Source organism: Pseudomonas sp. Van50 (assembly GCF_055390755.1).
In genome coordinates, this window is the sequence record NZ_AP024343.1 from 1,300,562 (window position 1) to 1,324,383 (window position 23,822).

The following is a 23,822-nucleotide window of genomic DNA, read 5'->3' on the forward strand; positions in this document are numbered from 1 at the left end:
ATGTCCTTTACCCGTCGCCAAATACTCGGTGGCCTGGCCGGTCTTGTTGTCGTTGGTGTGGGTGCAGGCGGTGCGTCGCGGTACTGGCTGGGCAAGCGAGCCGACGCCGAGGCCGGTCACGACTATGAACTGATCGCGGCGCCCCTGGACGTGGAACTGGTGGCCGGGCACAAGACCCAGGCCTGGGCGTTCGGCCCTTCGGCGCCGGGCACCGAGCTGCGGGTGCGCCAGGGCGAATGGTTGCGGGTGCGCTTCATCAACCACCTGCCGGTCGCCACCACCATTCACTGGCACGGTATCCGTTTGCCGCTGGAGATGGACGGCGTGCCGTATGTCTCGCAACTGCCGGTGCTGCCGGGCGAATATTTCGACTACAAATTCCGCGTGCCGGACGCCGGCAGTTACTGGTACCACCCCCACGTCAACAGCAGCGAAGAACTGGGACGTGGGCTGGTGGGACCGTTGATCGTCGAGGAACGTGAGCCGACCGGATTCAAGTATGAACAGACCCTGAGCCTCAAGAGCTGGCATGTGGACGAGCAAGGCCAGTTCGTGGCGTTCAGCATTCCCCGTGAGGCGGCGCGTGGTGGCACGGCCGGGCGGCTGGCGACCATCAACGGTGTGCCGCAGGCGGTGATCGATCTGCCGGCCGGGCAGATCACCCGGGTGCGTTTGCTCAACCTCGACAATACCCTGACTTACCGTATCAACATCCCAGGCGTTGAAGCGCAGATCTATGCGCTGGACGGCAACCCCATCGAACCGCGCCCGCTGGGCAAGGAATACTGGCTGGGCCCGGGCATGCGCATTTGCCTGGCGATCAAGGCGCCGCCGGCCGGTGAAGAATTGTCGTTGCGCAATGGTCCGGTGCGCCTGGGCACCTTGCGTTCGGTGCCCAACAGTGACGCACCGACCCAGTGGCCGCCGGCACTGCCAGCCAACCCGGTGTCCGAGCCGGACCTGGCCAATGCGCAGAAACTCAACTTCAATTTCGAATGGGTCGGCTCGGTGTCGGTCAATGTCGACAACGGCAAGCCGCCAAGCCTGTGGCAGATCAACGGCAAGGCCTGGGACATCACCGACAAGACTTGCGCCGACCGGCCGATCGCCACGCTGAAGAAAGGCCAGAGCTACATTTTCGAATTGAAGAACATGACCCAGTACCAGCACCCGATCCATTTGCACGGCATGAGCTTCAAGGTGATCGCGTCGAACCGGCACAAGGTCGTGCCGTACTTCACTGACACTTACTTGCTCGGCAAGAACGAACGGGCGCAGGTGGCGCTGGTGGCGGATAATCCAGGGGTGTGGATGTTCCACTGCCATGTGATCGACCACATGGAAACCGGCCTGATGGCCGCCATCGAGGTGGCGTGATGCGCCAGATTCGCCCCGCCAGAATCATCGACCGCAGTCGTGACCAGGACTTCATGCGCGAAGCCTTGGCCCTCGCCGCCCAAGGCGCCGCCTTGGGGGAAGTGCCGGTGGGCGCGGTGCTGGTGCAGGACGGCGAGATCATCGGGCGCGGCTTCAACTGCCCGATCAGCGGCCACGATCCCAGCGCCCATGCGGAAATGGTCGCCATCCGCGCCGCTGCCCAGGCGGTGAGCAATTATCGCCTGCCCGGCAGCACCCTGTATGTGACGCTGGAGCCGTGCAGCATGTGCGCCGGCCTCATCGTCCACTCGCGCATCGCCCGGGTCGTCTACGGCGCCCTGGAGCCCAAGGCCGGCATCGTGCAGAGCCAGGGGCAGTTTTTCAGCCAGGGTTTCCTGAACCATCGGGTGATGTTCGAGGGCGGGGTGTTGGCCGAGGAGTGCAGTACGGTGCTGAGTGAGTTCTTCAAGGCCCGAAGAGCCAAAGCCCCGGACTAAACACCGAGCCCTTGTGGGAGCGAGCCTTTGTGGGAGCAAGGCTTGCCCGCGATGACGGCACCGCGGTCTATAGCAAGGCCGCGTTATCGTTCATCGCGGGCAAGCCTTGCTCCCACAGGTTCACTCCCACAGAAGCTCTCACACAGGCGGCTTGGGCGTTTTATTTACGCGCCACAATCACCGCCCGCATCGGCGCCGGCAGCCCTTCGATGGTCTTGCTGTGGTCGGCGGGGTCGAGGAAATCACTCAATGACTGATACTTCATCCACTCGGTGCTGCGCTGTTCTTCCACGGTCGTCAGGCTCACGTCCACGCAACGCACGTCGCTGAACCCGGCGCGGCGCAGCCAGCGTTCCAGGGCCGGGACCGACGGCAGGAACCACACGTTGCGCATCTGCGCGTAGCGGTCCTCGGGCACCAGCACCTGGTGTTCGTCGCCTTCGATCACCAGGGTTTCCAGCACCAGTTCGCCGCCCTTGACCAGGCAATCCTTCAGGGCGAGCAAGTGTTCGATCGGCGAGCGGCGATGGTAGAACACGCCCATGGAAAACACCGTGTCGAAGCCTTCCAGTTCCGCTGGCAGGGCCTCGAACGGGAACGGCAAATGCCAGACGTTGGGCTGCGACAGGTAGCGCTGCACCGCCTGGAACTGGCAGAAGAACAGCCAGTTGGGGTCGACGCCGATCACCGTGTCCGCCCCGGCACCGAGCATGCGCCACATGTAATAACCGTTGCCGCAGCCCACATCGAGGATGCGCTTGCCCGCAAGATCCAGGTGCGGAGCCACCCGCGACCACTTCCAGTCCGAGCGCCATTCGGTGTCCACGTGCACGCCGAACAGGTCGAAAGGCCCTTTGCGCCATGGTGACAGGCCCATCAACGCGGTACGCATTTGCCCACGGGTTTCGTCGGAACAATCGGTGTCGAGGGTCAGGCCATTCAGCAGGTCGACGGTGGTGGGTTGCAAAATCGGCAGCGCATCGAGGGCGCTTTGCCAACGCTCCAGGTCGCCGTGGCCCTTTTCCATCTTGCTGTCGAGTTGCGTCTGCAGCGTCGCGGCCCAATCGGCCAGGGGCGTGCCGGCCAGATGGCGGGCGAGGGGGACAGATCGATCATGGCAGGGCAATCAACGAGGCGAAGTTAAGACACTGGAACCATGGCACGACTTTCGAGAAGCCGGCCGCCAAGAGGCGCTCGCGGTGCTCTTCGAGGCTGTCGGGCTTCATGACGTTTTCGATGGCGCTGCGTTTCTGGGCAATCTCCAGCTCGCTGTAGCCGTTGGCGCGCTTGAACGCCACGTGCAGGTCGGTGAGCAGGGCGTGTTCCTCTGCATCGTTGAAACGCAATTTTTCCGACAGGATCAGGGCGCCACCCGGCAGCAGGGACTGGCGGATGCGGCTCAACAGTGCGGTGCGCTGGTCCGGCGCGATGAATTGCAGGGTGAAATTCAGTGCCACCACCGAGGCTGGCTGGAACGTCAGGGCGAGGATGTCGCCTTCGACCACTTCCACCGGCAGCAGCTCCTGGAACATCGAGTCCTGGCCATTGAGGTATTCACGGCAGCGCTCGACCATGGCCGCCGAGTTATCCACCGCGATCACCCGGCAACCGTCGGTGCGCACATGACGGCGCAGGGCCTGGGTCACCGCACCCAGGGACGAGCCGAGGTCGTAGAGCACGCTGCCCGGCTGGGCGAATTGCGCGGCGAGCACGCCGAGGTTTTCGACGATGGTCGGGTAACCCGGCACCGAACGCTTGATCATGTCCGGAAACACCCGCACCACGTCCTCGTTGAAGGCGAAGTCCGGCACTTGGGCCAGGGGCTGGGCGAATAGGCGATCGGGGTCTTTGCTCACGGCGGTTCCAGCGGCATGGGTGGTGAAAAGGCCGGCATTTTAACCAAAAAACCAGTGGGAGCGAGCTTTGTGGGAGCAAGGCTTGCCCGCGATAAAGGCACCGCGGTCTATAGCAAGACCGAATTATCGTTCATCGCGGGCAAGCCTTGCTCCCACAGAGCCGTGCCCCACAGAACCTTTGCTCCCATATTGAGCTTTGTTTAGTGTGGCTTTCGGGCGAACGCCGACGCTGTAATGCCCCATTGGCCCAGCCAATAACTGACGATGATCAGGTAAGGCGCGGCATGGAAGGGGTGCACGAACCGGTTGATGCCGATGAGGCTGTCGGAAAACACAAACGCCAGCGCCCCGGTGGCGGCCAGCCACGCCGAACGCTTGGGCACGTCGGTGCCCAGTCGTGCCAACGCCCGCCAGAGCATGGCGCTGATGACCAGGCCGTAGATCACCACCGGCACCAGCAACGGCCCGAGACCGCTCGACACCAGGATTGCCAGGAGCACCGCGCCGATGCCCAAGGCCAGGGCCAAGGGCAGCAGCGCCGGTCGGCGGCAGTCGCTGAGGTAGGCTTTCAGGTAGGCCAGGTGCGCCAGCAGAAACGCCCCAAGGCCGAACACGAACAGGTCCCCCGGCCAGGCCAGCAACACATCGCCCACCAGCGAGAAAATCAGCCCGAGGCTGATCCAGCGCCGATATTCGCTGGGCGGCGCATCGTGCAGCCAGCCGAGCAGGGCCAGCACCGGCATGGGCTTGACCAGCAGGCACAGCAGCGTGGCATGCATGGCCAGGCCGTACAGGTAGGTGGCCGCACCCATCAGTGCGAGGATCAGCCAACCCACAGTCAGTTCACCGCGATAGCGCAGTCAAAGGTTTCCACGGGCGGCACTTCCGGCGCCCAAGGCTGTTGATAAGTCAGGCGCAAGCGCCCGGTGCCGGCGTTGAACGCCTGGAAGCGCCAGGTCGAAACACCTGCGGCGCCAACGATGCCGGCGTCTTCCGGGTTGCGATAAACCTCCGGCCCCAAACCCTTCAATACACCACCGGCCGAATCCTGGATCGCCCAGCGATAACCGGTGCTGGGGTTGCTGGGCAGGCTCAGGATCAGGTTCTGTCCGTTATTGAGCCTTACGGGGCACTGGCTCAGTTTTTCCACGGTCACGTTGTTGCTGGTTTGCGTGGCGCAGGCGCTCAGCAGGGCGAGGCTGAGGGGGACGAACAGGCGAGTGAGGGACATAAGGGCAACGGCTCCGGCATTCACGACGAACGGCGAGCATAACCGAAGATGCTACTGGGTGTGTCAGGTGGGGATGTGTTGTTGCGGATGACGCCATCGCGAGCAAGCTCGCTCCCACAGGGGATTTGTGGTGTTCACAGCATTTGTGATCCACACCAAACCTTGTGGGAGCGAGCTTGCTCGCGATGAGGCCGGTACAGCGGCTATAAAAAACCTCAGAACAACACCTTCGCCACATCCGCAAACCGCTTGGCAAAGTGCACGGTCACACCTTCCTTGAGGTAGTCCGGCAATTCTTCGAAGTTGCCCCGGTTGGCTTCCGGCAGGATCAGTTCGTTGATCTTCTGTCGGCGCGCGGCGATGACCTTCTCGCGCACGCCGCCAATCGGCAGGACGTGCCCGGTGAGGGTCAGTTCGCCGGTCATGGCCACGCCTTTTTTCGGCGGCTGGTTGCGGGCCAGGGACAGCAAGGCACTGGCCATGGTCACGCCGGCGCTCGGGCCGTCCTTGGGTGTGGCGCCTTCCGGTACGTGCAGGTGAACGAACGCCTCGTCAAAGAACTTCGGATCGCCGCCAAATTGCTTCAGGTGCGAACTGACGTAGCTGTGGGCGATCTCCGCCGACTCCTTCATCACCTCACCCAGTTGCCCGGTCAGCTTGAAACCACGATTGAGGGTGTGGATGCGCGTCGCTTCGATCGGCAAGGTCGCGCCGCCCATGCTGGTCCAGGCCAGGCCGGTAATCACGCCGATGCCGGACAACACCTGCTCGTTGCGGAACACGGGCTTGCCCAAGGAAGCCTCGAGGTCCTTCGGCCCGAGCTTGATCACCGCTTTCGGGTCGTCGATCAGCTTCATCACTGCCTTGCGCACCAGTTTGCCCAGCTGTTTCTCCAACTGTCGCACCCCGGCCTCACGGGCGTAACCGTCGATCAGGGCCTTGAGGGCGCTGTCGTTGATGCTCAGGCTGCCCTTGGACACACCGGCCTTGGCCAGTTGCTTGGGCCACAGGTGCCGTTTGGCGATGGCGACTTTTTCTTCGGTGATGTAGCCCGACAGGCGGATCACTTCCATCCGGTCCAGCAGCGGGCCGGGGATCGAGTCCAGGGTGTTGGCGGTGCACACGAAGAGCACTTTCGACAGATCCAGGCGCAGGTCCAGATAGTGGTCGAGGAATTCGACGTTCTGTTCCGGATCAAGGGTCTCCAGCAACGCCGAGGCCGGGTCGCCCTGGTAGCTCTGGCCCATCTTGTCGATTTCGTCGAGCATGATCACCGGGTTCATCACTTCGACATCCTTGAGCGCCTGCACCAGCTTGCCCGGCTGGGCACCGATGTAGGTGCGTCGATGGCCCTTGATCTCGGCTTCATCGCGCATGCCGCCGACGCTGAAGCGATAGAACGGCCGGCCCAGGGATTCGGCGATGGACTTGCCGACGCTGGTCTTGCCCACGCCCGGCGGGCCCACCAGCAGCACGATGGAACCGTTGATCTCACCTTTGTAGGCGCCGACGGCGAGGAATTCGAGGATGCGGTCCTTGATGTCGCCCAGGCCGGCGTGGTGCTGGTCGAGCACCTTGCGCGCATGCTTGAGGTCGAGTTTGTCCTGGCCATACACGCCCCATGGCACGGAGGTCGCCCAATCCAGGTAATTGCGGGTGACGGCGTATTCCGGCGAGCCGGTTTCCAGGATGGAGAGTTTGTTCATCTCCTCTTCGATACGCTTCTGCGCCTGGGCTGACAGGACTTTGCCTGCCAGCCGCTGCTCGAATTGTTCGAGGTCGGCGCTGCGGTCGTCCTTGGTCAGCCCCAGTTCCTGCTGGATGACCTTAAGCTGTTCCTTGAGGAAGAACTGGCGCTGGTGTTCGCCGATCTTGTTGTTGACCTCGGCGGAAATCTCTTTCTGCAACCGCGCCACTTCGACTTCCTTGCGCAGCATCGGCAGCACTTTTTCCATGCGCTTGAGCATAGGCACGCAGTCGAGCACTTCCTGCAGCTCATTGCCGGTGGCGGAGGTGAGCGCGGCGGCGAAGTCGGTCAGCGGCGAAGGGTCGTTGGGGCTGAAGCGGTTGAGGTAGTTCTTCAGCTCTTCGCTGTACAGCGGATTGAGCGGCAGCAGTTCCTTGATCGCGTTGATCAGCGCCATGCCGTAGGCCTTGACCTCGTCGGTTGGCTCGCTTGGCTGATGCGGGTACTCGACTTCCACCAGGTACGGGGGGCGATGGTGCTTGAGCCAGGTGCGGATGCGCACGCGGGTCAGGCCCTGGGCGACGAATTGCAGCTTGCCGCCTTCCCGGCTGGCGTGATGGACCTTCACCAGCGTGCCGTACAGCGGCAGTTTCGAGGTGTCGAAATGGCGCGGGTCTTCCTGGGGCGTGTCCATGAAGAACAGCGCCAGGGAGTGATGATCGGACTTGGCCACCAGTTCCAGGGTCTCGGCCCACGGTTCTTCGTTGACGATGACCGGCAACACCTGGGCCGGGAAGAAGGGGCGATTGTGGATGGGGATGATGTAGACCTTGTCCGGCAGGTTCTGGCCGGGCAGCGCCAGGCCGGTGCCGGAGGAAGTGTGTTCGATGTGTTCGGAGTCAGCGTAGTCGTTAGTGGCTTCAGTAGAGTGCTGGTCGCTCATGGGGCACCTGCGCAATGGGGTATGGGTCTTAGATGGGGCAGGTGGGGGGTGGTTTCAATGGTGGGCGATTGTTAACGGTTATTTCATTGGTGGCCGTTCAGGCTGGCGACAGGTTTGCGTGGCGAGGCGCGGAGCCTCGCCACGGGCCCGGCCTAGGCGACCCGGTTCAGGTCGTTGTGGCGCGTTTCCTTCAGGCACAGCACGGCGATGACGCTGAGCAGCGCGGCCGCTGAAACATAGCCTCCGACATAGCTCAAGCCGCCCATCGCCACCAGTTTCTGGGCGAAGAACGGTGCGGCCGAGGCGCCGACGATACCGCCGAGGTTGTAGGCCGCCGAGGCGCCGGTATAGCGCACGTGGGTCGGAAACAGTTCCGGCAGCAAGGCGCCCATGGGAGCGAAGGTCACCCCCATCAGGAACAGCTCGATGCACAGGAACAGCGCCACGCCGCCGGTCGAGCCGTGGGTCAGCAACGGTTCCATGAGGAAACCCGAGGCAATCGCCAGCAGGCCACCGATGATCAATATCGGTTTGCGGCCGTAGCGGTCGCTTGCCCAGGCGGACAACGGCGTAGCGGCGGCCATGAACAGTACGGCAAAGCACAGCAGGCCCAGGAATGTCTCGCGGCTGTAGCCGAGGGTGGATACGCCGTAGCTCAGGGAAAATACCGTCGAGATGTAGAACAGCGCGTAACACACCACCATCGCCGCGGCGCCCAGCAAGGTCGGCGCCCAGTATTGGCTGAACAGCTCGACCAGCGGCACCTTGACCCGCTCCTGGCGGGCCATGGCATTGGCGAACACCGGGGTTTCATGGAGCTTGAGCCGCACGTAGAGGCCGACGATCACCAGCACGGCACTGAGCAGGAACGGAATCCGCCAGCCCCAGTCACGAAATTGCTCGTCGTCCAGGCTCATGGCCAGGGTCAGGAACAGTCCGTTGGCCGCCAGGAAGCCGATGGAGGGCCCCAATTGGGGGAACATGCCGAACCAGGCGCGCTTGCCCTTGGGCGCGTTCTCGGTGGCCAGCAGTGCCGCTCCGCCCCATTCACCCCCCAACCCCAGGCCCTGGCCGAAACGCAGCAGGCACAGCAGGATCGGCGCCCAGGCGCCAATGCTGGCGTAGCCGGGCAGCACGCCAATGAGCGTGGTGCACACGCCCATCAGCAGCAGGGAGGCCACCAGCGTCGACTTGCGCCCGATCCGGTCGCCGAAATGGCCGAACAGCGCAGAACCCAGCGGACGGGCGAGGAAAGCGATGCCGAACGTCAGGAAAGACGACAGCATCTGTGCCGTGCCTGAGGTTTGTGGGAAGAACACCGGCCCGATCACCAGGGCCGCCGCCGTGGCATAGACGTAGAAGTCGTAGAACTCGATGGCAGTGCCGATGAAACTCGCGGTCGCCACGCGAGTGGCCGAGTTGGTCGGCTGGGCAGGCACAGCTTCGTTGCAGGTAGCGGTCGTCATGCGGTTATCCCTGACAGTCATGTGCTCCGTTGGAGCGATTATTATGGTCGAACGCCCAGGGATGCGGACGGGTATCCCGTCGCTGTTTCGGGTAGGAACAGTCCCAGGGTTGATGCGGATTTTGCCGATGGTCTGGCCGGAACCGACCGGGCGCGGGGTAGGCACGGGGTTCGGGCGGAGCTGGGTAAGCGGGTTGAGTATAGGAAGGGGGCTAACGAATCAACAAGAGAGTCCGCACACATTGCGCAGAACCCCGTGGCGAGGGAGCTTGCTCCCGCTGGGTTGCGAAGCAACCCCAAAGCAGCGACCCCAGCCCGACTAATACACCGCGCTGCCTGGTTCGGCGCCGCTTCGCAGCCTAGCGGGAGCAAGCTCCCTCGCCACAAAGGGGTTTAGAGCGCCGTGGGCACCGAACTGTTATGCCACGCCAGCACCTGGCTGACGCGGTTGTCCACGGTCTCGATGATTTCCAGGCGATAACGCCCGATCTTCAGGCAGACCGGGCTTTCGGGGATGGTTTCCAGGGCTTCGGTCACCAGCCCGTTGAGGGTCTTGGGGCCGTCGCAAGGCAGATGCCAGCCCAGGGTCCTGTTCAATTCGCGGATCGACGCCGCGCCATCGATCATCAGGCGGCCATCGGGCTGAGGATGGACGTGGGGGTTGTCGAGGCTGTGCTGACTCTCGAATTCGCCGACGATCTCTTCGAGGATGTCTTCCAGGGTGACGATGCCCAGTACTTCACCGTATTCGTCCACCACCATGCCCAGGCGCCGCTGCTGCTTGTGGAAATTCAGCAGTTGTAGCTGCAACGGTGTGCTTTCGGGCACGAAGTAGGGTTCATGGGAGGCGGCCAGCAGCGCTTCCTTGGTCAGGCTCGCGTCCGCCAGCAGGTGACGGATCTGGCGAGTGTTGAGCACCGCTTCGACCTGGTTGATATCGCTGTGGAACACCGGCAGGCGCGTCCGTCGGTTCAGGCGCAACTGTTCGATGATCTCGCCGATGGGGTCGTCGAGGTTGATCCCATCGACCTCGCTGCGGGGCACGAGGATATCGTTGACGGTGATGTTGTCCAGGGCGTGGATGCCGGAAATCGGATGCAGCCGGCCACTGCCTTGCTCTGACTCCTGCTCGCTGCGCGGTGGTGCGGGCATTTCGTCGTCGCTCTGCTGCACCATGCCGGGCTTGCGGGCAAATGGACGCAGCAACAACTGGCTGGCGCCATTCAACAGCCAGGCAAATGGATAGAGGATCTTCAACGGTATGCCCAGCAAGGTGTTACCCAGTGCCAGCACTGCGTCGGGCTGGCGGGTGGCCAGGGTGCGCGGCAGGTAGTCGGCGAACACCAGCAGGGCGGCGCTGGTGCCGAGCCAGGCGACCCAGGGGCCGCTTTCCAGCCAGGTAAAAATCGCCAGCAAGGTGCCGATGACCACGGCCAGGGCGCGACAGAGGGTATTGCACAGGATCAGGCTGGGCAGCGGGAAGGTCAGTGTCGCCAGTGGTTTGTCACTGGCGCGCGAAGCCGTGCGCTGGGCCAGCAGGTGTTGCTGGGCGGCTTCGATGGCCGTGAACAGGGCCGACCAGAGGATCAGCACCACCAGCACGGCGAACAACGGCGCTACGGGCAACGTATCCATCAGGTCCGTCCGTCAGATATGCAGGATGTATTCACGGACCAGCTTGCTGCCGAAGTACGCCAGCATCAGCAGGCAGAAACCGGCCAGGGTCCAGCGAATCGCTTTGTGCCCACGCCAGCCGAGGCGGTTGCGGCCCCACAGCAGCACGCTGAAGACCACCCACGCCAGGCAGGCCAGCAGGGTCTTGTGCACCAGGTGCTGGGCGAACAGGTTCTCGACGAACAACCAGCCGGAGATCAATGACAGCGACAGCAGGCTCCAGCCGGCCCAGAGGAAACCGAACAACAGGCTTTCCATGGTTTGCAGCGGCGGGAAGTTGCGGATCAGTCCGGAGGGGTGCTTGTTCTTGAGCTGGTGGTCCTGTACCAGCAGCAACAGGGCCTGGAACACGGCGATGGTGAACAGGCCGTAGGCGAGGATCGACAGCAGGATGTGGGCGAGGATGCCCGGCTCTTCGTCGATGATCTGCACGGTGCCCGACGGCGCGAACTGCGCCAGCAACACCGTGGCCAGCCCCAGTGGGAACAGCAGCACCAGCAGGTTTTCCACCGGGATGCGCGAGCAGGCCAGCAACGTCAGGGCGATCACGGCGACGGCGATCAGGCTGGCGGCGTTGAAAAAGTCCAGGCCCAGGCCGATCGGCGTCATCAGGTGGGTATAAAGGCTGGCCGCGTGGCCGAGCACCGCCAGCACGCCAAGCGTGACCAGCAGGCGTTTGTTCGCCTTGGCGCCGGTGGCCAGGCGGGTGCCTTGATAGAGGGTCGCAGCGGCATAAAGGCAAGCGGCGGCGAGGGTGGCAAGCAAGCTGGGTGACAAGGGGAGCATAAATCCTGTTAGGCAAGCCCGAAAGGCGCTGAGTTTGGCATAGAACCCCCTCCACACGAAAGACCACAGCAGGTGTACGCCGCACGCTTCTTCGCTATAATCCGCGACCTGCCCACGCCGCAGGCTCGCCGAGCACATTTTTCACGGTCTGGGCCGCCATTATCCCGGTCTCATCTGGGCCTGAAAGGATCGCGCATGTTTGAAAACCTAACCGACCGTCTCTCGCAGACGCTGCGCCATGTCACTGGCAAGGCGAAACTGACCGAGGACAACATCAAAGACACCCTGCGCGAAGTGCGCATGGCGTTGCTCGAAGCCGACGTCGCCCTGCCGGTGGTCAAGGACTTCGTCAATTCGGTCAAGGAACGCGCCGTCGGCACCGAAGTGTCGCGCAGCCTGACGCCGGGCCAGGCGTTCGTGAAGATCGTCCAGGCCGAGCTCGAAAGCCTGATGGGCGCCGCCAACGAGGACCTGAACCTCGCCGCCGTACCGCCAGCGGTGGTGCTGATGGCCGGTCTGCAGGGCGCGGGCAAGACCACGACCGCCGGCAAGCTGGCGCGCTTCCTTAAAGAGCGCAAGAAGAAGTCGGTGATGGTGGTGTCGGCGGACATCTACCGTCCGGCGGCGATCAAGCAGCTGGAAACCCTGGCCAACGACATCGGCGTGACGTTTTTCCCGTCCGACCTGAGCCAGAAGCCGGTGGACATCGCCCAGGCGGCTATTAAGGAAGCGAAGCTCAAGTTCATCGACGTGGTCATCGTCGATACCGCCGGTCGCCTGCACATCGATGAAGAGATGATGGGCGAGATCAAGGCGCTGCATGCCGCGATCAACCCGGTGGAAACCCTGTTCGTGGTCGACGCCATGACCGGCCAGGACGCGGCCAACACGGCCAAGGCGTTCGGTGATGCACTGCCGCTGACCGGCGTGATCCTGACCAAGGTCGACGGTGACGCCCGTGGCGGTGCCGCGCTGTCGGTACGGGCCATCACTGGCAAGCCGATCAAGTTCATCGGCATGGGCGAGAAGAGCGAAGCGCTCGAGCCGTTCCACCCCGAGCGTATCGCTTCGCGCATCCTCGGCATGGGCGACGTGCTCAGCCTGATCGAGCAGGCCGAGCAGACCCTCGACAAGGACAAGGCCGACAAACTGGCCAAGAAGCTGAAGAAGGGCAAGGGCTTCGACCTCGAAGACTTCCGTGACCAGCTGCAACAAATGAAGAACATGGGCGGCCTTGGCGGCCTCATGGACAAACTGCCGAACATCGGTGGCGTGAACCTGGCGCAGATGGGCAATGCCCAGGGCGCGGCTGAAAAGCAGTTCAAGCAGATGGAAGCCATCATCAACTCCATGACCCCGGCCGAGCGCCGCGACCCTGAGCTGATCAGCGGTTCGCGCAAGCGCCGCATCGCCATGGGTTCCGGCACCCAGGTGCAGGACATCGGTCGCTTGATCAAGCAACACAAGCAGATGCAGAAGATGATGAAGAAATTCTCCGCCAAGGGCGGGATGGCCAAGATGATGCGCGGCATGGGCGGTATGTTGCCCGGCGGCGGCATGCCGAAAATGTAAAGAATCTGCGCCGGCTGTCATGCCGGCGTTGCCCCGCACGGATGCGGGGATCTCCAGCAAACCCGTGCTATGCGGGAGCTGACCTGCCGTTTTTCATGACGGCTCTATGGCAAATCTTGATCGCATGGCGCATGGCGCCGGAAAAAGACATTTGCAAAAGTCCGGATATTCCTTAGAATATGCGGCCTTTCGGGCACCTATGCCCGCTGTGCATTTAGATTTGCAGCACCGACTACAGGAACGATGTTCACATGCTAACAATCCGTCTTGCCCTTGGCGGCTCCAAAAAGCGCCCGTTTTACCACCTGACCGTAACCGACAGCCGCAACCCGCGTGACGGTTCCCACAAGGAGCAGGTTGGTTTCTTCAACCCTGTTGCCCGTGGTCAGGAAGTTCGTCTGTCCGTGAACCAAGAGCGCGTAGCCTACTGGCTGAGCGTTGGTGCACAACCTTCTGAGCGCGTTGCTCAGTTGTTGAAGGAATCGGCTAAGGCTGCGGCCTGAGCAATATGAACGCGACGCCAAAAGATGCTGATGATTTGATCGTTGTCGGCAAGATCTATTCTGTACATGGCGTTCGCGGCGAAGTGAAGGTGTATTCCTTTACTGATCCGATCAAGAACCTGTTGGACTACAAAACCTGGACGCTCAAGCGCGAAGGTAGCGTGAAACAGGTGGAGCTGGTCAGCGGACGCGGGAACGACAAGTTCCTGGTCGCAAAGCTCAAGGGTCTCGATGATCGTGAAGAAGCTCGTCTTCTGGCCGGTTATGAGATCTGCGTGCCGCGCAACCTGTTCCCTGAACTGACCGACGGCGAGTACTACTGGTACCAGCTGGTGGGTCTGAAGGTCATCGACCACCTCGGGCAATTGCTCGGGAAAATCGATCACCTGCTCGAGACCGGTTCGAACGATGTCATGGTGGTCAAGCCTTGCGTCGGCAGCCTGGATGATCGCGAACGCCTGTTGCCCTATACCGAGCAATGCGTGTTGGCCGTCGACCTTGCCGCAGGCGAGATGAAGGTGGAATGGGATGCGGATTTCTAAACGTGGCTAATTTGCGCGTTGAAGTCATCACATTGTTTCCCGAGATGTTTTCCGCCATCAGCGAGTACGGCATAACCAGCCGCGCGGTGAAACAGGAGCTGTTGCAGCTCACCTGTTGGAATCCGCGGGACTACACCACGGATCGGCATCACACTGTGGACGATCGCCCGTTTGGCGGTGGTCCGGGCATGGTGATGAAGATCAAGCCCCTGGAAGATGCGCTGGTTCAGGCCAGGACGGCAGCCGGGGAGGGTGCGAAGGTGATCTACCTGTCGCCCCAAGGCCGCCAGCTGACTCAGTCGGCGGTACGCGAGCTGGCGAATTCGGATGCATTGATCCTGATTGCCGGCCGTTATGAAGGCATTGACGAGCGTTTCATTGAAGCTCATGTCGATGAAGAGTGGTCGATTGGCGACTATGTACTGTCTGGCGGCGAGCTGCCGGCGATGGTCCTGATCGATGCGGTTACACGACTGCTGCCTGGAGCTTTAGGGCATGCGGATTCCGCTGAGGAAGATTCCTTTACGGATGGTCTGCTGGATTGCCCGCACTACACCCGACCGGAGGTGTATGCGGATCAGCGTGTTCCCGACGTGTTGCTAAGTGGCAACCACGCGCACATCCGGCGTTGGCGTTTGCAGCAGTCCCTTGGTCGGACCTACGAACGACGCGCCGATCTTCTGGAAAGCCGCTCGCTTTCTGGAGAAGAGAAGAAGCTGCTCGAGGAATACATCCGCGAGCGGGACGATAGTTAACAACGTATCGATGGTGAGTCCGACGACTCGCCTTAGGAGCACAGCATGACTAACAAAATCATCCTTGCACTCGAAGCAGAGCAGATGACCAAAGAAATCCCTACCTTTGCCCCAGGCGACACCATTGTCGTCCAGGTGAAAGTGAAGGAAGGCGACCGTTCCCGTCTGCAAGCGTTCGAAGGCGTCGTTATCGCCAAGCGTAACCGTGGCGTGAACAGTGCGTTCACCGTTCGTAAAATCTCCAACGGTGTTGGCGTAGAGCGTACTTTCCAGACCTACAGCCCGCAAATCGACAGCATGGCTGTCAAGCGTCGCGGTGACGTACGTAAAGCCAAGCTGTACTACCTGCGTGACCTGTCGGGTAAAGCAGCTCGCATCAAGGAAAAACTGGCTTAAGTCCAGCTTCCGATGCAAAAAAAGCAGCCTGCGGGCTGCTTTTTTGTTGCCTGCGATTTGCGCTTTGAGCACCCTGCATAGCTTCATTTTCCATTTCGATGCCGTGTGTGCCCGCATCCTTCAAGAGTTCTTATGCCAGCCATCGATCATCCGCTGATAGACCAGTTTCTCGACGCCCTGTGGCTGGAGAAGGGCCTGTCCGATAACACCCGCGATGCCTACCGCAGCGACCTGGCGTTGTTCAACGGCTGGTTGCAGGAAAATCACCTGGAACTGGTCAATGCCGGTCGCGAGTTGATCCTCGATCACTTGGCGTGGCGCCTGGAGCAGAACTACAAACCCCGCTCGACCGCGCGGTTTCTCTCCGGTCTGCGTGGGTTTTATCGCTATTTGCTGCGGGAAAAGCTGATCGCGGTAGACCCGACCTTGCGTGTGGAAATGCCGCAACTGGGGCGTCCGCTGCCCAAGTCCCTGTCGGAGGCCGATGTCGAAGCGCTGCTGGCGGCACCTGATCTCAGCGAGGCCATCGGTCAGCGCGACCGGGCCATGTTGGAAGTCCTGTATGCCTGTGGCTTGCGCGTCACCGAGTTGATCAGCTTGACGCTGGAGCAGGTCAACCTGCGCCAGGGCGTGCTGCGAGTGATGGGCAAGGGCAGCAAGGAGCGCCTGGTGCCGATGGGCGAGGAAGCGATTGTCTGGGTCGAGCGTTACATGCGCGATGCCCGTCATGAATTGCTGGGCGGGCGTCCCAGCGATGTGCTGTTCCCCAGTCTGCGTGGCGAGCAGATGACTCGCCAGACGTTCTGGCACCGCATCAAGCACCAGGCCAAGGTGGCCGGGATCGGCAAGTCCCTCTCGCCCCACACCTTGCGCCATGCCTTCGCCACGCACCTGCTCAATCACGGTGCCGACTTGCGGGTGGTGCAGATGCTGCTCGGCCATAGCGACTTGTCCACCACCCAGATCTACACCCATGTGGCCCGAGCGCGGTTGCAGGACTTGCATGCCAAGCATCATCCACGGGGCTGAATGAAATCCCTGTGGGAGCAAGGCTTGCCCGCGATGGCCGCGCCGCGGTGTAACAACTGAACCGCGTTATCGTTCATCGCGGGCAAGCCTTGCTCCCACAAGCCCTCTCCCACAGAAAGCCTCCACCCATGTCGTGCGTCAGCGGCATTCGGCCACGCCAGCCTTATGTGGTAGGCTTTGCCGGTTTGCACAGTGGGCGGTTGGAACCCGAATCTGCGGGTCGGCGTTTCCCGTCTCATTTGTTCGCCTCAGGAGTCCCCATGCGTTTGATCCAGATGTTCACCGCCGCCGCCATTGCGTTGGCCAGTACCTTTGCCATCGCCGATGACGCGGCCGACAAGGCTATCCGCAAGAGCCTGGAAAACCTTCAGCTTGAAGTGCCGATCGAAGCCATCTCGGCCAGCCCCATGGCCGGCCTGTATGAAGTCAAGCTCAAGGGCAGCCGCGTGCTGTACGCCAGCGCCGACGGCCAGTACATCGTCCAGGGCAACCTGTTCGAGCTCAAGGACGGCAAGCCGGTCAACCTCACGGAGATGACCGAGCGCCAGGGCATTTCCAAGTTGATCAACGGCATTCCGGTCGCTGAAACGGTGGTTTATCCGGCGATCGGCGAAACCAAGTCCCACATCACCGTGTTCACCGACACTACCTGCCCGTATTGCCACAAGCTGCACGCCGAAGTGCCGGAACTGAACAAGCGCGGCATCGAAGTGCGCTATGTGGCGTTCCCGCGCCAGGGCCTGGGTTCGCCGGGCGATGAGCAGTTGCAGGCGGTCTGGTGCTCCAAGGACAAGAAAGCGGCCATGGACAAGATGGTCGACGGCAAGGAAATCAAGGCCGCCAAGTGCGATAACCCGGTTTCCAAGCAGTTTGCGCTCGGACAGTCAATAGGTGTGAACGGTACGCCGGCGATTGTTTTGGCCGATGGTCAGGTAATTCCGGGCTACCAGCCGGCGCCACAAGTGGCCAAACTGGCCCTGGGCGCGAAATGATCATGTGCGGTGCGCTTTTGAAGATCACGGCTCGACGAACACATTCGTCGGGCCGTTAAACACAGAGTCGCGTAGCTTCGCGGCTGTATTTCACGGCCGACCTTGCGTCGGCCGTTTCATGGGGAGTCAAGAGTGAATCCGGTCAAAGTAGGCATCTGTGGGTTAGGTACCGTCGGTGGCGGCACCTTCAACGTACTTCAGCGCAACGCCGAGGAAATTTCTCGTCGTGCCGGGCGTGGGATCGAAGTGGCACAAATTGCCATGCGCACGCCAAAGCCTCAGTTCCAGACGACCGGTATTGCGATTACCAACGATGTCTTCGAAGTGGCCACGAACCCTGAGATCGACATCGTCATAGAGCTGGTGGGCGGCTATACCGTTGCCCGCGAGTTGGTACTCAAGGCCATCGAGAATGGCAAGCATGTGGTCACCGCGAACAAGGCGCTTATCGCTGTTCACGGTAATGAGATTTTCGCCAAGGCCCGCGAGAAGGGCGTGATCGTGGCATTCGAAGCCGCCGTGGCCGGTGGTATCCCGGTGATCAAGGCGATCCGCGAAGGCCTGTCGGCCAACCGCATCAACTGGGTCGCGGGGATCATCAACGGCACCGGCAACTTCATCCTCACCGAGATGCGCGAGAAGGGTCGCACCTTCGAAGACGTGCTGGCCGAAGCCCAGGCCCTGGGCTACGCCGAGGCCGATCCGACGTTCGACGTGGAAGGCATCGACGCAGCGCACAAGCTGACGATCCTGGCGTCCATTGCGTTTGGCATTCCGTTGCAGTTCGACAAGGCCTACACCGAAGGCATCACCCAGCTGACCACCGCTGACGTGAACTACGCCGAAGCCTTGGGCTACCGCATCAAGCACCTGGGCGTGGCGCGCAGCACCGCCAGCGGCATCGAGCTGCGCGTGCACCCGACGCTGATCCCGGCCGACCGCCTGATCGCCAACGTCAACGGCGTGATGAACGCGGTGATGGTCAACGGCGATGCCTCGGGCTCGACGTTGTTCTACGGCGCCGGCGCGGGCATGGAACCGACGGCCTCTTCGGTCATTGCCGACCTGGTGGACGTGGTTCGCGCCATGACCTCGGACCCGGAAAACCGTGTACCGCACCTGGCCTTCCAGCCGGATTCGCTGTCGGCGCACCCGATTCTCCCGATCGAGGCGTGCGAAAGCTCCTACTACCTGCGTATCCAGGCCAAGGACCATCCAGGCGTGCTGGCCCAAGTGGCAAGTATCCTTTCGGAACGCGGCATCAACATCGAGTCGATCATGCAGAAGGAAGTCGAGGAACACGACGGCCTGGTGCCGATGATCCTGCTGACCCACCGGGTGGTCGAGCAGAGCATCAACGACGCGATTGCGGCGCTGGAAGCGCTCCAGGGTGTCGTTGGGCCGGTGGTCCGTATCCGCGTCGAACATTTGAATTAATTTAGCGGCAAGTTATAAGCTGCAAGCCGCAAGTAGAAGCCGAGCCGCTTTGACTTGTCGCTTGCCGCTTGACCTTGAAGCTCAAACCGAAGGTTTGCCAAAAAATGCGCTATATCAGCACCCGCGGCCAGGCACCGGCCCTGAATTTCGAAGATGTCCTCCTGGCCGGCCTGGCCACGGATGGCGGTCTCTACGTGCCGGAAAACCTGCCGCGCTTCACCCAGGAGGAAATCGCTTCCTGGGCCGGCCTGCCGTATCACGAGCTGGCGTTCCGGGTCATGCGCCCGTTCGTCACCGGCAGCATCCCGGACGCCGATTTCAAGAAGATCCTGGAAGAGACCTATGGGGTCTTTTCCCACAATGCCATCGCACCGCTGCGCCAGCTCAACGGTAACGAATGGGTCATGGAACTGTTCCACGGCCCGACCCTGGCGTTCAAGGACTTCGCCCTGCAACTGCTCGGTCGCCTGCTGGACTACGTGCTGCAAAAGCGTGGCGAGCGCGTGGTGATCGTCGGTGCCACCTCTGGCGACACCGGTTCGGCGGCCATCGAAGGCTGCAAGCATTGCGAAAACGTCGACATTTTCATCCTGCATCCGCACAACCGGGTCTCGGAAGTGCAGCGTCGCCAGATGACGACGATTTTCGGCGACAACATCCACAACATCGCCATCGAAGGCAACTTCGATGACTGCCAGGAAATGGTCAAGGCCAGCTTCGCCGACCAGAGCTTCCTCAAGGGCACGCGGCTGGTGGCGGTGAACTCGATCAACTGGGCGCGGATCATGGCCCAGATCGTCTATTACTTCCACGCGGCCCTGCAATTGGGCGGTCCGGCCCGTTCCGTATCGTTCTCGGTGCCGACCGGCAACTTCGGCGATATCTTCGCCGGTTACCTGGCGCGCAACATGGGGCTGCCGATCAACCAATTGATCGTCGCCACCAACCGCAACGACATCCTGCACCGCTTCATGAGCGGCAACCAGTACGTCAAGGAAACCCTGCACGCCACGCTGTCGCCTTCGATGGACATCATGGTGTCGTCGAACTTCGAGCGCCTGCTGTTCGACCTGCACGGTCGCAACGGTGCGGCGATTGCCGGGCTGATGGACAGCTTCCGCCAGGGCGGCGGTTTCAGCGTCGAGCCTGAGCGCTGGACCGAAGCCCGCAAGTTGTTCGACTCCCTGGCCGTGGACGATGAGCAGACCTGCGAAACCATCGCCGAGGTGTTCGCGCAGAGCGGCGAACTGCTCGACCCGCACACGGCCATCGGCGTCAGGGCGGCCCGTGAATGCCGTCGCAGCCTGGACCTCCCGATGGTGATCCTGGGCACCGCTCACCCGGTCAAGTTCCCGGAAGCGGTGGAGAAAGCCGGTGTAGGAAAAGCGCTCGAACTGCCTGCGCATCTTTCTGATTTGTTTGAGCGAGATGAGCGTTGCACCGTGTTGCCCAACGACTTGAAAGCCGTGCAGGCCTTTGTCAGCCAGCATGGCAATCGCGGCAAGCCTCTCTGACCGGGTAAACCTGTCACATTTTGAAGCCCGTCTCCTGACGGGCTTTCTTGTTTCTGCATGCCAAACTGGCCGGGTTTTCGCCCTTGGAGGGATGGGCGAGTCATCTCGAAGGAAATGCAGATGTCGTTTTTTATCAAAGGCAAACCGGCCCTGGGCTGGGTAATGGGCCTGGCCCTGATGTACTGGACGCAGGGAGGCAACGCGGCGCCGCTGGCGGCTTTCGAAACGCCACCGCCCAACCCTGGCGAACGGCTGGTGCTGGACGCGCAGGAGTTGAAGTGGATCAAGGAGAACCCCCGGGTCATCGTGGCCACGATGCAGTTTCCGTTGTACCTGTTCAAGAACGAACAGGGGCAGTGGAATGGGCTGAACCACGACGTTCTCCAGCGCATCGCGCACATGACCGGCCTTGAGTTCGTGCATCGTGAATCGTTCTCCCCCGGCGAGTTGCTGACAATGCTGGAGAATGGCGAGGCCGACATGACGACCCTGCTGGCGATGAATGAAGAACGTCGGGACTTCCTGAGTTTCAGCCACGCATTCGGGGGTTCCGGTTGGGTATTCGTCGGCCGTGACGGGGAATCGTCCCTCCATTCGCTGGAGCAGCTCGAAGGGAAGGTCCTGGCACTGCCGGCACGGCATGCATTGGAGGCGGAAATCAGGCGCGATTACCCGGCGATCAAATTGCGTACGACCAAGACCTTTGGCGAGGCGCGGGCGTTGGTGGAGAGCCGGGAAGCCTATGCCACCATCGAAAATGAAACCGGGGTGCATCTCTATCCCGCCGGGCAGTTGCAGGTCGGCAGCGGCCTTGAGGGCAAGTGGGAACCGGACTACCTGGCAGTGCGCCAGGACCTGACCGTGCTGTTGAGTATCTTGAACAAAGCGCTGGAAGCCTTCCCCGCCGAGGACATGCGTGCACTGCGTTCGAAATGGATGGCCGGTGTGACGCCCGTCCAGGCGCCATCGATCTGGGAGCGGATGTCCCGCTGGGGTTACTGGTGTGTGACCGTGGTCGTGGTGTTTGGCCTCTTGTCCCTGCTGTGGAACCGCCGCCTGCAGATACAGATCGACCAACGCCTCAAGGCCGAAGCGGTCCTCAAGGACCAGTTGATGCTCCAGCGGGCCTTGATGGATGCCATTCCCGACCCGATTTTCATCTGTGATCTGGAAGGGCGCCTGATCATGTGCAACAAAAGCTATGAAGACCAGTTTGCGACCCGCTTCGAAAAACTGCGGGGCACGCGGCTTACCGACTCGGCATCATTCCTGCCGGCCACCGCCGAGCTGCTGCACGGGGAAGTGATGGAGCAATTGCGCACCGGCCAATCTCGATTCGTCGACCGGCAATTGATGTTCAGCGGCGGATTGCGGGAAATCTATCATTGGTCGGTGCCGTTCTATGGGGCTGATGGGCAGCTGCGCGGCATTCTGGGCGGCTGGACCGATGTCGGGCGGCGGTGGCGTCGTTGCGACAGGGGCCTGTCTGAGCCGGCCGTCACCTCGTAACAGCTCTCGCAGAGCGCTGTTGTTTACCTGTCATATTGGACGCGCATGCTCGGTTGAACAGGTTGAAGGCATGCCGGTTCGGTGCGCTGACGAACTTTCTGCTGCGGCCCACGGTCATTTACTGTGCACATGCAGTTGTTTCGGACTATTGAAGGGTGAGCGAATGGAAAGTATCAGCCTATTGCTGAATGAAGCCTTAAGCCCGTATCAGGTCTCGCTGACTCCCTCCGGCGCCAAGGGCGAATGCCGGGTGACGCTGAAGAATGCCAGCGGGGTCATCATGGTCGAGCGAGTGTTCAATCAGGCCCAATTGACCGACAAGCGTCAGTTGACGGACGTAGTCGATGGCCTGCATCGCGATGTGCTGATTGCCGAGGGGCGCCTGGAGCCCTGTGTGATTGCGGCGCTGCGCAATCTGGCGCGCGACAAGGTCATGGTCGCGGCGAATTGACTGGGCTTTTGTGGGAACCTTCCTACGCCTTGACCAGTCAGACCCTTTACCAGCAAGAGCGAGCATTGTGCTCCGGTGCTTGTCGCTTGTTGTACGGACCTTGAATGGTCACGTTTAACCCCGAGTCGTCTCCCCACTTCTCGGGGTTTCTTTTTGCCCGGCGTTTATGTTTTTTGGTGTGTTCTGTCGGGCGCAGGAAGCTTTTGTGGGAGCGAGCTTGCTCGCGATAGCGGAGTGTCAGTCGATATCGATGCGGCTGATCTGACGCTATCGCGAGCAAGCTCGCTCCCACGGTTTGATCTCCAGTGACTGCCTCCCTGCGGTGCCTCAAATGGCGCCGTCGCTGCGCAGTTTGGCGATCTGCTGCGGGTCGTAGCCCAGCTCACCGAGCACTTGTGCGTTGTGTTCACCCAGTGCCGGCCCGACCCATTCGCAGGTGCCCGGGGTGTCGGAGAGCTTCGGTACGATCCCCGGCAGCTTGAACGCCTTGCCGTCCGGCAGCTTGGCCTGCAGGAACATCTCACGGGCGAGGAACTGCGGGTCGCTGAACATATCCTCGGCGCTGAAGATCCGACTGGCCGGCACCCCGGCCTGGTTCAGTTGGTCGATAACGCTATCGAGCGGCAGCGCGTTGACCCAGCGATCGATGACCCCGTACAGCTCGTCACGCCGGCTGTCACGGCCATCATTGCTGGCCAGTTGCGGGTCATTGGCCAGGTCGTCACGGCCGATGATCTGCATGAAACGCTTGAAGATCGCATCGCCGTTGGCGCCAATCTGCACGTGCTTGCCATCGGCGCTGGTGTGGATGGACGAGGGGGTGATGCCGGGCATGATATTGCCGGTGCGCTCGCGGATGAAACCGAACACGTCGAACTCCGGCACCATGCTTTCCATCATGGCGAAAATCGCCTCGTACAAGGCCACGTCCACCACTTGTCCGGTGCCGCCGTTGATCTCCCGGTGACGCAGGGCCATCAATGCGCCAATCACCCCCCAGAGGGCGGCGATGGAGTCGCCGATGGAAATCCCGGTGCGCACCGGTGGGCGGTCTTCGAACCCGGTGATGTAGCGCAGGCCGCCCATGGATTCGCCCACCGCGCCAAACCCCGGCTGGTCTTTCATCGGCCCGGTCTGGCCGAAGCCCGAAAGCCGCACCATCACCAGTTTCGGGTTCAGTGCATGCAGCACCTCCCAGCCCAGGCCGAGCTTCTCCAACACGCCGGGGCGAAAGTTTTCGATCAGGATGTCGGCCTCGCCGAGCAGTTTTTTCAGGATCGCCAGGCCTTCGGGGTGCTTGAGGTTCAAGGTCAGAGATTTCTTGTTGCGTGCCTGGACGAACCACCACAACGAGGTGCCTTCGTACAGCTTGCGCCACTTGCGCAGTGGATCACCGCCGTCGGGCGATTCGACCTTGATGACATCGGCACCGAATTCGCCGCAGATGCGCGAGGCGAAGGGCCCGGCGATCAAGGTGCCCAGTTCGATGACTTTGACGCCGGCAAGGGGTTTGGCAGTAAGCGACATGGCGGATCCTGTAGGACAAAGGCAGAACGAATAGAGCGTTTTATCATAGGCCAGGGCCGGTCGCCGCAGGTTGATGGTC

General features: G+C 61.7%; 21 protein-coding genes and 1 pseudogene. 13 read left to right on the forward strand and 9 right to left on the reverse strand.

Going from position 1 to position 23,822, the window contains the following annotated elements:
* Positions 1-1,377, forward strand: a complete 1,377-nt coding sequence (locus ACZ5M5_RS05595; RefSeq protein ID WP_060739068.1) for a multicopper oxidase family protein — start codon at positions 1-3, stop codon at positions 1,375-1,377.
* Positions 1,377-1,874 carry a tRNA adenosine(34) deaminase TadA gene (gene tadA, locus ACZ5M5_RS05600; RefSeq protein ID WP_464738752.1) on the forward strand — a complete coding sequence of 166 codons (498 nt, stop codon included), beginning with the start codon at positions 1,377-1,379 and terminating at the stop codon, positions 1,872-1,874. Before ACZ5M5_RS05595 ends, tadA begins: the two co-directional genes overlap by 1 nt.
* A 160-nt stretch (positions 1,875-2,034) precedes the next feature.
* Here the strand turns inward: tadA and cmoB are convergent.
* The 8 genes and pseudogenes from cmoB to ACZ5M5_RS05640 form a co-directional block, all read right to left on the reverse strand.
* Positions 2,035-2,990 (reverse strand): annotated as a pseudogene (cmoB, locus tag ACZ5M5_RS05605) (tRNA 5-methoxyuridine(34)/uridine 5-oxyacetic acid(34) synthase CmoB).
* Complete coding sequence (cmoA, locus tag ACZ5M5_RS05610) at positions 2,987-3,730, reverse strand: carboxy-S-adenosyl-L-methionine synthase CmoA (RefSeq protein WP_060739065.1); 744 nt, start codon at positions 3,728-3,730, stop codon at positions 2,987-2,989. The pseudogene cmoB and the gene cmoA overlap by 4 nt, the downstream one beginning before the upstream one ends.
* A gap of 200 nt (positions 3,731-3,930) precedes the next feature.
* Positions 3,931-4,566: a lysoplasmalogenase gene (locus ACZ5M5_RS05615; RefSeq protein ID WP_060739064.1), complete on the reverse strand. Its 636-nt coding sequence runs from the start codon at positions 4,564-4,566 to the stop codon at positions 3,931-3,933.
* A gap of 2 nt (positions 4,567-4,568) precedes the next feature.
* Positions 4,569-4,961, reverse strand: a complete 393-nt coding sequence (locus ACZ5M5_RS05620; RefSeq protein WP_060739063.1) for a protease inhibitor I42 family protein — start codon at positions 4,959-4,961, stop codon at positions 4,569-4,571.
* Between the two features lie 215 nt (positions 4,962-5,176).
* Positions 5,177-7,591, reverse strand: a complete 2,415-nt coding sequence (gene lon / locus ACZ5M5_RS05625; RefSeq protein ID WP_060739062.1) for an endopeptidase La — start codon at positions 7,589-7,591, stop codon at positions 5,177-5,179.
* Positions 7,592-7,743: 152 nt separating this feature from the next.
* Positions 7,744-9,057, reverse strand: a complete 1,314-nt coding sequence (locus ACZ5M5_RS05630) for an MFS transporter (protein ID WP_060739061.1) — start codon at positions 9,055-9,057, stop codon at positions 7,744-7,746.
* 392 nt (positions 9,058-9,449) lie between these two features.
* Positions 9,450-10,691 carry an HlyC/CorC family transporter gene (locus tag ACZ5M5_RS05635; RefSeq protein WP_464738753.1) on the reverse strand — a complete coding sequence of 414 codons (1,242 nt, stop codon included), beginning with the start codon at positions 10,689-10,691 and terminating at the stop codon, positions 9,450-9,452.
* Positions 10,692-10,703: 12 nt separating this feature from the next.
* Positions 10,704-11,516 carry a cytochrome C assembly family protein gene (locus ACZ5M5_RS05640; protein ID WP_060739059.1) on the reverse strand — a complete coding sequence of 271 codons (813 nt, stop codon included), beginning with the start codon at positions 11,514-11,516 and terminating at the stop codon, positions 10,704-10,706.
* A gap of 195 nt (positions 11,517-11,711) precedes the next feature.
* On the opposite strand from ACZ5M5_RS05640, the gene ffh reads away from it, so the two are divergent.
* The 11 genes from ffh to ACZ5M5_RS05695 all read left to right on the forward strand — a co-directional run bounded on the left by ffh (position 11,712) and on the right by ACZ5M5_RS05695 (position 22,216).
* Positions 11,712-13,088, forward strand: a complete 1,377-nt coding sequence (gene ffh / locus ACZ5M5_RS05645; RefSeq protein ID WP_060739058.1) for a signal recognition particle protein — start codon at positions 11,712-11,714, stop codon at positions 13,086-13,088.
* A gap of 251 nt (positions 13,089-13,339) precedes the next feature.
* Complete coding sequence (gene rpsP / locus ACZ5M5_RS05650; RefSeq protein ID WP_003198088.1) at positions 13,340-13,591, forward strand: 30S ribosomal protein S16; 252 nt, start codon at positions 13,340-13,342, stop codon at positions 13,589-13,591.
* Between the two features lie 5 nt (positions 13,592-13,596).
* Positions 13,597-14,133 (forward strand): ribosome maturation factor RimM, encoded by a 537-nt coding sequence (rimM, locus tag ACZ5M5_RS05655; RefSeq protein ID WP_058544503.1) that lies wholly within the window; start codon positions 13,597-13,599, stop codon positions 14,131-14,133.
* Positions 14,115-14,888 carry a tRNA (guanosine(37)-N1)-methyltransferase TrmD gene (trmD, locus tag ACZ5M5_RS05660; protein ID WP_170845966.1) on the forward strand — a complete coding sequence of 258 codons (774 nt, stop codon included), beginning with the start codon at positions 14,115-14,117 and terminating at the stop codon, positions 14,886-14,888. Before rimM ends, trmD begins: the two co-directional genes overlap by 19 nt.
* Positions 14,889-14,933: 45 nt before the next feature.
* A complete protein-coding gene (gene rplS, locus ACZ5M5_RS05665) occupies positions 14,934-15,284 on the forward strand; it encodes a 50S ribosomal protein L19 (protein ID WP_003175895.1) in 351 nt (116 codons plus the stop codon).
* Positions 15,285-15,416: 132 nt separating this feature from the next.
* Positions 15,417-16,313 carry a site-specific tyrosine recombinase XerD gene (gene xerD / locus ACZ5M5_RS05670; protein WP_103307910.1) on the forward strand — a complete coding sequence of 299 codons (897 nt, stop codon included), beginning with the start codon at positions 15,417-15,419 and terminating at the stop codon, positions 16,311-16,313.
* 260 nt (positions 16,314-16,573) lie between these two features.
* A complete protein-coding gene (gene dsbC, locus ACZ5M5_RS05675; protein ID WP_060739056.1) occupies positions 16,574-17,305 on the forward strand; it encodes a bifunctional protein-disulfide isomerase/oxidoreductase DsbC in 732 nt (243 codons plus the stop codon).
* A gap of 132 nt (positions 17,306-17,437) precedes the next feature.
* A complete protein-coding gene (locus ACZ5M5_RS05680) occupies positions 17,438-18,742 on the forward strand; it encodes a homoserine dehydrogenase (protein WP_060739055.1) in 1,305 nt (434 codons plus the stop codon).
* A 104-nt stretch (positions 18,743-18,846) separates the two neighbouring features.
* Positions 18,847-20,256: a threonine synthase gene (gene thrC / locus ACZ5M5_RS05685; RefSeq protein ID WP_060739054.1), complete on the forward strand. Its 1,410-nt coding sequence runs from the start codon at positions 18,847-18,849 to the stop codon at positions 20,254-20,256.
* A gap of 120 nt (positions 20,257-20,376) precedes the next feature.
* Positions 20,377-21,765, forward strand: a complete 1,389-nt coding sequence (locus ACZ5M5_RS05690; protein WP_464738754.1) for a transporter substrate-binding domain-containing protein — start codon at positions 20,377-20,379, stop codon at positions 21,763-21,765.
* Between the two features lie 163 nt (positions 21,766-21,928).
* The gene (locus tag ACZ5M5_RS05695; protein ID WP_060739052.1) at positions 21,929-22,216 is read left to right on the forward strand and encodes a DUF3509 domain-containing protein; all 288 of its coding nucleotides are present in this window, start codon (positions 21,929-21,931) and stop codon (positions 22,214-22,216) included.
* Positions 22,217-22,543: 327 nt separating this feature from the next.
* Here ACZ5M5_RS05695 and ACZ5M5_RS05700 read toward each other — a convergent pair whose 3' ends face one another.
* Complete coding sequence (locus ACZ5M5_RS05700; protein ID WP_464738755.1) at positions 22,544-23,743, reverse strand: CaiB/BaiF CoA transferase family protein; 1,200 nt, start codon at positions 23,741-23,743, stop codon at positions 22,544-22,546.
* Between the last annotated feature and the right edge of the window lie 79 nt (positions 23,744-23,822).

Bases quoted from the DNA above. Each gene is read 5' to 3' on its own strand.
- rpsP (WP_003198088.1), top strand. From the start codon at position 13,340: ATGCTAACAATCCGTCTTGCCCTTGGCGGCTCCAAAAAGCGCCCGTTT.
- tadA (WP_464738752.1), top strand. From the start codon at position 1,377: ATGCGCCAGATTCGCCCCGCCAGAATCATCGACCGCAGTCGTGACCAG.
- trmD (WP_170845966.1), top strand. From the start codon at position 14,115: ATGGGATGCGGATTTCTAAACGTGGCTAATTTGCGCGTTGAAGTCATC.
- ACZ5M5_RS05620 (WP_060739063.1), bottom strand. From the start codon at position 4,961: ATGTCCCTCACTCGCCTGTTCGTCCCCCTCAGCCTCGCCCTGCTGAGC.
- lon (WP_060739062.1), bottom strand. From the start codon at position 7,591: ATGAGCGACCAGCACTCTACTGAAGCCACTAACGACTACGCTGACTCC.
- ACZ5M5_RS05690 (WP_464738754.1), top strand. From the start codon at position 20,377: ATGTCGTTTTTTATCAAAGGCAAACCGGCCCTGGGCTGGGTAATGGGC.
- xerD (WP_103307910.1), top strand. From the start codon at position 15,417: ATGCCAGCCATCGATCATCCGCTGATAGACCAGTTTCTCGACGCCCTG.
- ffh (WP_060739058.1), top strand. From the start codon at position 11,712: ATGTTTGAAAACCTAACCGACCGTCTCTCGCAGACGCTGCGCCATGTC.
- ACZ5M5_RS05635 (WP_464738753.1), bottom strand. From the start codon at position 10,691: ATGGATACGTTGCCCGTAGCGCCGTTGTTCGCCGTGCTGGTGGTGCTG.
- thrC (WP_060739054.1), top strand. From the start codon at position 18,847: ATGCGCTATATCAGCACCCGCGGCCAGGCACCGGCCCTGAATTTCGAA.
- ACZ5M5_RS05700 (WP_464738755.1), bottom strand. From the start codon at position 23,743: ATGTCGCTTACTGCCAAACCCCTTGCCGGCGTCAAAGTCATCGAACTG.
- ACZ5M5_RS05630 (WP_060739061.1), bottom strand. From the start codon at position 9,057: ATGACGACCGCTACCTGCAACGAAGCTGTGCCTGCCCAGCCGACCAAC.
- rimM (WP_058544503.1), top strand. From the start codon at position 13,597: ATGAACGCGACGCCAAAAGATGCTGATGATTTGATCGTTGTCGGCAAG.
- dsbC (WP_060739056.1), top strand. From the start codon at position 16,574: ATGCGTTTGATCCAGATGTTCACCGCCGCCGCCATTGCGTTGGCCAGT.
- ACZ5M5_RS05640 (WP_060739059.1), bottom strand. From the start codon at position 11,516: ATGCTCCCCTTGTCACCCAGCTTGCTTGCCACCCTCGCCGCCGCTTGC.
- ACZ5M5_RS05695 (WP_060739052.1), top strand. From the start codon at position 21,929: ATGGAAAGTATCAGCCTATTGCTGAATGAAGCCTTAAGCCCGTATCAG.
- ACZ5M5_RS05595 (WP_060739068.1), top strand. From the start codon at position 1: ATGTCCTTTACCCGTCGCCAAATACTCGGTGGCCTGGCCGGTCTTGTT.
- rplS (WP_003175895.1), top strand. From the start codon at position 14,934: ATGACTAACAAAATCATCCTTGCACTCGAAGCAGAGCAGATGACCAAA.